Here is a 6297-nt window from a genome sequence, read left to right as displayed (position 1 = left end):
ATTCTTCCTATTTCGGATAAATTCAATGATTATGCGCAGGAAGTGTATGATAGACTTCTGGTTAAAGATATTCGTGGTTTTGTAGACAGCCGTGATGAAAAAATTGGCAAGAAAATCCGCGATACGGAAGTGAAAAAAGTGCCTTATATGCTTGTAATCGGCGAAAAGGAGGTTTCTGAAGGCAAAATTGCAATCCGTAAACATGGCGGCGAAGACATGGGCAGCATTTTGGTAGAAGATTTTATTCAATACTTTGAATCTGAAATCGCAAAACAATTGGCTGTCTGAAAAAAAAAACGAATACAGATTTTAGTATACGATAAAAAAGTGCGATATTCGCAACTCGTTTAAAAACAAACAGGAATATAAACTTAACGAATGGCATTACGAAATCCCAGGCCTTCTTTCCGGGCACCAATTAAGGACAAGGACGAGCACCGTATTAATGAATTTATTAAAGCTGCCAATGTGCGCTTGGTAGGAGAGAACATTGAACCTAATGTTTATCCTATTCGTGAAGCATTAAACATTGCTAAAGCTCAGAACTTAGACTTAGTTGAGATTTCACCAAACGCTGATCCTCCGGTTTGTAAAGTTACTGATTACTCTAAGTTCAAATACGAACAAAAGAAGAAGCAGAAAGAACTTAAAGCGAAACAGCATAAAGTAGTAGTTAAGGAGATCCGTTTCGGTCCGAATACAGATGAACACGATTACGAATTTAAATTAAAGCATGCTTTTGAATTCTTAAAAGACGGCTTTAAAGTTAAGGCGTATGTACACTTTGTTGGCCGTACGATTGTATATAAAGAGCGTGGCGAGATCATGTTATTAAAATTCGCTCAGGCACTTGAAGAGTTAGCTAAGGTAGAAGAGATGCCAAGACTGGAAGGAAAGAGAATGTTCCTGATGCTTACTCCGAAGACTACACCCAAAAAGTAATTTCTTATAATTAAACTGATAAATTAAAATGCCTAAAGTAAAAACCAAATCAGGAGCAAAGAAAAGGTTTAAACTTACAGGAAGTGGAAAAATCAAAAGAAAGTGTGCTTACCACAGCCACATTCTTACGAAAAAATCTACTAAACGTAAGCGTAACTTAGTACACGCACACCTGGTTAGTGCAGCAGATGAGTCCAATGTTAGGGCTATGCTAAAAATCTAATTAAGTTTAGATTAAACTGGTTAACAATGTTAAACCCAGTGTTTGGTTACCAAGAATTTGCATAAGCAAATCACCAACTACTAAAAAACAAAAAAGAAATGCCTAGATCAGTACCATCAGTAGCTTCTAGAGAAAGAAGAAAAAAAGTTTTGAAGCTAGCCAAAGGATACTTTGGTAGAAGAAAAAATGTTTGGACCGTTGCGAAAAACGCGGTTGAAAGAGGAAAAGTTTTCGCCTATATTGGCCGTAAACAAAAGAAAAGACACTTCCGTGGTCTTTGGATACAACGTATCAATGCAGGAACAAGACAGCATGGCTTGTCTTATTCTCAATTCATTGGTGCTTTGGATAAAGCGAACATCAAATTAAACAGAAAAGTTTTAGCTGATTTAGCAATGAACGATCCAGAAGCTTTCAAGGCTGTTGTTGAAAAAGTTAAGAAATAATTTCACTTCATTGTGATGTAAAAAGTCCCGCTCTTACAGCGGGACTTTTTTGTTTATATACATTGTAGAAGTGTTTGGCGTGATTCATCCGGAAAAGCCGAAGGCCTGCTATTGAGCAGGCCTTCGACTTTTCCGGATAGTTAAAGTAATTTTTATTGCATGAGGATTATTTGAATTAATTGATTGAGATCAATTCCACATCAAAAATCAATGTTGTATGCGGCCCGATCAATTCTGAAGCACCACGCGCTCCATAAGCAAGATCTGAAGGTACATACAGCTGCCACTTAGAACCTGTAGGCATTAATTGTAATGCTTCGATCCAGCCTGCAATTACACCGTTTACCGGGAACGTTGCCGGTTGTCCGCGCTCTACCGAACTGTCGAATACAGTACCGTTGATCAAGGTGCCATGATAATGTGTTGTTACCTTATCTGTAGCTTTTGGTTTAGGACCGTTGCCTTCCACAAGGATTTTATATTGCAGACCGCTTGGAAGCGTGATCACATCTGGTTTAGCAGCATTTGCTTTCAGGAATGCCGCACCTTCTTCAATATTTTTTGCCTGCTTGCGCTGCTGCATGCCCTGGAAATAAGCATTCAGGATCTGGCCGCCTTTAGCCTCATCAATCTGCAATTTCTGATTGCTGAATACATCGCTTAAAGCGCTTGTTAAAGCTTCTAAATTCAAATCATCAAAACCCTGGTTTTTAAGACTTGTTGCAATATTTACACCCAGGCTGTAGCTAACCTGGTCTTTTTCTGTTGTGAATGCCATTGTTACGATTATTAATTTGAGTTTGCAAGTTCTGATTAAAAACTACAAATCCCAAATAAGAAACTACAAATCCCAAATAACAAATTCCAAATCACAAAAAAGCACTGTGCACAGCTAACCAAACGACTTAATCGTAAAGTGTTGTTTAATTAGAAACTTGTTTATAATTACATTTATATTTGAATAATCATATCATCAATTCTTTATGAGCAGTAAACGAACCGTAATTCAATCAAAAGACTTTTCAAACCTGCGTATGGATGAAACCGAATACGATGGTATTCATTTTCTGAATTGCGATTTTACCAATGCGCGACTGAACGGAATTGATTTTATAGAGTGTTTGTTTGAAAACTGTAATCTCAGCAATGCAGCGCTGGACGGTGCTTCGCTGAAGGATTGCACGTTTACGGAATGCAAAATGCTGGGTGTGTCTTTTTCACAAACCCGTGATTTCGGATTTGAAATTCATGTACAGCAAAGCAATTTATCCTTTGCTTCATTCGATAAAAAGAAACTGTATAAAAGCACCTTCACACAATGCAATATGGAAGGTGTGAACTTTACACAAGCCGATCTTTCAAAATGTAAATTGACGGAATGTAATTTACTGGATGCCTTATTTAATACAACCAACCTGAGTGGCGTGGATTTCAGAACCAATACTGGTTTTCTTATTCATCCCGAAGCCAATAATATTAAGAAGGCACGTTTCCAGTCACAGGATCTTTTCCGGTTGCTGGCAGGGTATAATATTGTAGTAGACTAGCGATAAAAATTGTACGCCAACCCGATTCAACAAGGTTGGCGTTTTTATGTAAAAAATGGTTAAAACACAGGCTAAGCAATTATACATTTCGCGTTACTACTCTAAAAATCTGCTAACGCTTACACCGATTGACAATGTAAAAGTACTCAGCGGTCTTTATCTAAAGGTAACCGAATTAATATCAAACGATTAAGTAAGCCCGGACTGTCTCAATAAACGACGTTTTCAGACAGATACTTTTACTTTCCATCGCTTTTTTACAGTCCCATTTTTAAATACCTTTACATATTGTTATGCATATGGAAAAAGGGAAAAACCAATTCAGTAAAATCTTAGTTATTCAGACAGCATTTATTGGCGATGCTATTCTTGCAACAGCTTTACTGGAATCCATTCATGCGTCTGTTCCTAACGCACAAATTGATATACTGGTGCGAAAAGGGAACGAGTCTTTATTTCAGCAGCACCCTTTTTTGAAACAGGTGCTGATCTGGGATAAGAAGCAAGGCAAATATAAAAACCTGCTGGCACAGCTTTCAAAGATCCGTGCCGAAAAATACGACCTGGTTATTAACCTGCAGCGTTTCGGCGCCACAGGCCTGCTAACGGCCTTCTCCGGCGCGAAGGTGACCGTGGGATATGATAAGAATCCATTCTCTTTTTTATTTACGAAAAAAGTCAGTCATGAGCTCGACAAAGGCCTGCATGAAGTGGACCGCAACAATAACCTGATTGCATGTTTTGCTTCAGACTTAAAGCGCCAGCCAAAGTTATATCCTACCGCAGCACATTACGCAAAAGTGCAAGCATATACAACGCAGCCCTTTATTTGCGCGGCACCCAACTCCGTATGGTTTACTAAACAATATCCGGAACATAAATGGATCGAATTCCTGAATGACGTTCCTGCAGACTATCAGGTTTATCTGCTGGGTGCACCCGGCGATGCGGAGAGTTGTGAGCGTATCAAAGCACAAACAACAAACACTAATAACATTACGGTACTTGCCGGTAAATTATCCTTCCTTGAATCAGCAGCCTTGATGGAAAAAGCGGCAATGAATTATGTGAATGATTCAGCACCGATGCACATTGCTTCATCCATGAATGCACCGGTGGCAGCAGTCTTCTGTTCAACGATACCGGCCTTTGGTTTCGGTCCGCTATCCGTCAAATCATTCAACATCGAAACAACCGAGAAACTCAGCTGCAGACCTTGCGGCTTGCATGGTTACAAAGCTTGTCCGGAAGGGCACTTCAAATGTGCGGAGACGATCGGGAAGGAGCAGCTGCTGGAGATTTTAAGTAATAAGTAATAAGTATTAAGTATTAAGTATTAAGGAGGCTCATGATTTTATCGTGGGCCTTTATTGTTTTAGTCCTTTCTGTGCGTATTTCTTATGCTACTGTGCGGATGTTTATCAGGATGAAAGCAGGCTCTGACAGGGGATTGGCATAAGATTGCCCGGGCATTGTTTAGGCATAACTACGGGTGAACTACGGATGAACTACGGATCAGGTACGGCTGAACTTCGGGTGAAGTGAAAGCAGGGAGGGATGTAAATAAAAAATGGTAAACACATTGCTGTGTTTACCATTCTGAGCCTCCTGTCGGAATCGAACCAACGACCTACTGATTACAAGTCAGTTGCTCTACCAGCTGAGCTAAGGAGGCTTCTTTCCTTAAGGGAGTGCAAATATAAGAACGATTTTGGAAAATGCAAGCAGTATATTTTGAGTTTTACGTAGAAGGAAGTATAGAATACAGAGTATGAAGTACTAAGACTATAAAAAAATAAAAAGCGCTTGAATAAAACCTTGCTATAAATAGTTAACAAGGTTTTATTCAAAATTTGAATGAGTAAAAAAAACTTACGCTTCGTTTTCAGAAATCTGTTCGCTGCTGCTTAAGATAATTCTCCGGACGTTTGCCGGTTGGATATTATAATTTGGCCGGCGTGCCGCATACAATCTTTTTTTCTCAATGCGGGTGATACATACTTTGTCGGATTGATTACCGCCCAATACATGGTAGCAGGTAGTATCTTCACCTACATATAAACCCACGTGGCCACCGCCGTTGCGCACAAATACCAGCACATCACCCAGCATGGCGGTATCGGTAAATTTACCAAACGTGCCCCAGTTCAAGGCCCAGAGCGGATCTTTAACGATCTGCTTGGAACTTCTTTTGGCAACAACCGCGATGAAGAGTCCGCACCAGGCGATCTCATCCGCCTTGTATACATCCGCAACATTGCCGCCGATTTCTTTGGCCCATTTCATGATCACCGGATTATTCACCGGGCCTTTTATTTCGGTTGTATCATATAGTTCCAGTGCTTTCCTGATCATGATCGGGCCGGGTTCTTTTTCGAGCCATTTGTATTTCGCGTCTAGTGCCATAATCGTAGGGATTCAGGTTTAAAAGATTTGTTTAAAAAAGTTTCGTTATCAGAAAAGTAAGAGTATTACAAAACGGGAGTTGTTGTGCATTGGCTTTTGGCATACGCCGCTGCCAACCGGGTATCGTATTTGAATTCCTTGTATTTAGGTCCGTTGTAATACCGGGCAAACGTTGCCCAGTCTTTTTGCTGCAACGCATGCAGCATCCTTGGTGTTGCTTTAATAAAATTCAGCATGCCTTCCAGTTGATTTGCCTCACTCAGTTTAAAGCTTTCAACCATGGATACACCATCTCTGTAGCCGGCTGCTTTGAAGTTAAAACCCATTACCTGACCCAGGCCACAGGAAGTACTTCTTAATGCCGCGTCTGCATTGATTTTAGAGGCCGCTTCATAAGCCGCCCATTCGGCAGGTTGATTCTCTACACCATTCGGAACTTTCAGTCCTGTATACTTCTGAAACCAATAAGGTTCAAACTGAATTTTGATTTTACCGGTACTTGTGTCAAAGCCGCAGCCTGAACTTTCAATCATGAATACAGCATTGAGTGCTTCGTATTCAACTCCGAATTTTTTAGCGAGTTCTGTTTTTTCCTGTAATGAAATTAGTTTTCCCATGGTGTGTAAAAGTTAGTGCATGATAAGGATTCCGATCAATATGCCTATGGCAAGGCCTGCCAGGCCATAGCGCCATTTGTTTTTATTGGTTTGTTGTTTCATGGTTGAAAGGTCTT

At 40.1% G+C, this 6297-nt stretch carries 9 protein-coding genes and 1 tRNA gene; 6 read left to right on the top strand and 4 right to left on the bottom strand.

Annotated elements, in window-relative coordinates:
• From ACTHJT_RS03075 to rplT, 4 genes are all read left to right on the top strand, one after another.
• Positions 1-288 (top strand): His/Gly/Thr/Pro-type tRNA ligase C-terminal domain-containing protein (locus ACTHJT_RS03075; protein WP_440236292.1); only part of this gene is annotated, 288 nt, incomplete at its 5' end.
• Between the two features lie 90 nt (positions 289-378).
• Entirely contained in the window at positions 379-942 is a 564-nt protein-coding gene (infC, locus tag ACTHJT_RS03070; RefSeq protein ID WP_440236290.1) for a translation initiation factor IF-3, read from the top strand.
• Positions 943-970: 28 nt separating this feature from the next.
• The gene (rpmI, locus tag ACTHJT_RS03065; protein WP_018343110.1) at positions 971-1165 is read left to right on the top strand and encodes a 50S ribosomal protein L35; all 195 of its coding nucleotides are present in this window, start codon (positions 971-973) and stop codon (positions 1163-1165) included.
• Between the two features lie 98 nt (positions 1166-1263).
• Positions 1264-1611: a 50S ribosomal protein L20 gene (gene rplT, locus ACTHJT_RS03060; RefSeq protein WP_440236288.1), complete on the top strand. Its 348-nt coding sequence runs from the start codon at positions 1264-1266 to the stop codon at positions 1609-1611.
• Between the two features lie 175 nt (positions 1612-1786).
• On the opposite strand, the gene ACTHJT_RS03055 is transcribed toward rplT, so the two are convergent.
• Entirely contained in the window at positions 1787-2389 is a 603-nt protein-coding gene (locus ACTHJT_RS03055) for an FKBP-type peptidyl-prolyl cis-trans isomerase (RefSeq protein ID WP_440236286.1), read from the bottom strand.
• 205 nt (positions 2390-2594) lie between these two features.
• Here ACTHJT_RS03055 and ACTHJT_RS03050 point away from each other — a divergent pair, with 205 nt between their 5' ends.
• Both ACTHJT_RS03050 and ACTHJT_RS03045 read left to right on the top strand, forming a co-directional pair.
• Positions 2595-3158 (top strand): pentapeptide repeat-containing protein, encoded by a 564-nt coding sequence (locus ACTHJT_RS03050; protein WP_440236284.1) that lies wholly within the window; start codon positions 2595-2597, stop codon positions 3156-3158.
• A 299-nt stretch (positions 3159-3457) separates the two neighbouring features.
• The gene (locus ACTHJT_RS03045) at positions 3458-4474 is read left to right on the top strand and encodes a glycosyltransferase family 9 protein (RefSeq protein ID WP_440236283.1); all 1017 of its coding nucleotides are present in this window, start codon (positions 3458-3460) and stop codon (positions 4472-4474) included.
• A 286-nt stretch (positions 4475-4760) separates the two neighbouring features.
• On the opposite strand, the gene ACTHJT_RS03040 is transcribed toward ACTHJT_RS03045, so the two are convergent.
• The 3 genes from ACTHJT_RS03040 to ACTHJT_RS03030 all read right to left on the bottom strand — a co-directional run bounded on the left by ACTHJT_RS03040 (position 4761) and on the right by ACTHJT_RS03030 (position 6181).
• Positions 4761-4833 (bottom strand) — tRNA-Thr (locus ACTHJT_RS03040).
• 197 nt (positions 4834-5030) lie between these two features.
• Positions 5031-5564, bottom strand: coding sequence for a TIGR02594 family protein (locus ACTHJT_RS03035; protein ID WP_440236281.1), 534 nt, complete (start codon positions 5562-5564; stop codon positions 5031-5033).
• A gap of 65 nt (positions 5565-5629) precedes the next feature.
• Positions 5630-6181 carry an N-acetylmuramidase family protein gene (locus ACTHJT_RS03030; protein WP_440236279.1) on the bottom strand — a complete coding sequence of 184 codons (552 nt, stop codon included), beginning with the start codon at positions 6179-6181 and terminating at the stop codon, positions 5630-5632.
• Positions 6182-6297 lie beyond the last annotated feature (116 nt).

Source organism: Cytophaga sp. (assembly GCF_051961495.1).
Lineage (GTDB): Bacteria > Bacteroidota > Bacteroidia > Cytophagales > Cytophagaceae > Cytophaga.
The sequence above is the reverse complement of the archived record's forward strand: the minus strand, read 5'-3'. Positions and strand labels throughout refer to the sequence as shown.

Excerpts from the sequence above, each read along its gene's own strand:
- infC (WP_440236290.1), top strand. The coding sequence starts at position 379 with ATGGCATTACGAAATCCCAGGCCTTCTTTCCGGGCACCAATTAAGGAC.
- rpmI (WP_018343110.1), top strand. The coding sequence starts at position 971 with ATGCCTAAAGTAAAAACCAAATCAGGAGCAAAGAAAAGGTTTAAACTT.
- rplT (WP_440236288.1), top strand. The coding sequence starts at position 1,264 with ATGCCTAGATCAGTACCATCAGTAGCTTCTAGAGAAAGAAGAAAAAAA.
- ACTHJT_RS03055 (WP_440236286.1), bottom strand. The coding sequence starts at position 2,389 with ATGGCATTCACAACAGAAAAAGACCAGGTTAGCTACAGCCTGGGTGTA.
- ACTHJT_RS03050 (WP_440236284.1), top strand. The coding sequence starts at position 2,595 with ATGAGCAGTAAACGAACCGTAATTCAATCAAAAGACTTTTCAAACCTG.
- ACTHJT_RS03045 (WP_440236283.1), top strand. The coding sequence starts at position 3,458 with ATGGAAAAAGGGAAAAACCAATTCAGTAAAATCTTAGTTATTCAGACA.
- ACTHJT_RS03035 (WP_440236281.1), bottom strand. The coding sequence starts at position 5,564 with ATGGCACTAGACGCGAAATACAAATGGCTCGAAAAAGAACCCGGCCCG.
- ACTHJT_RS03030 (WP_440236279.1), bottom strand. The coding sequence starts at position 6,181 with ATGGGAAAACTAATTTCATTACAGGAAAAAACAGAACTCGCTAAAAAA.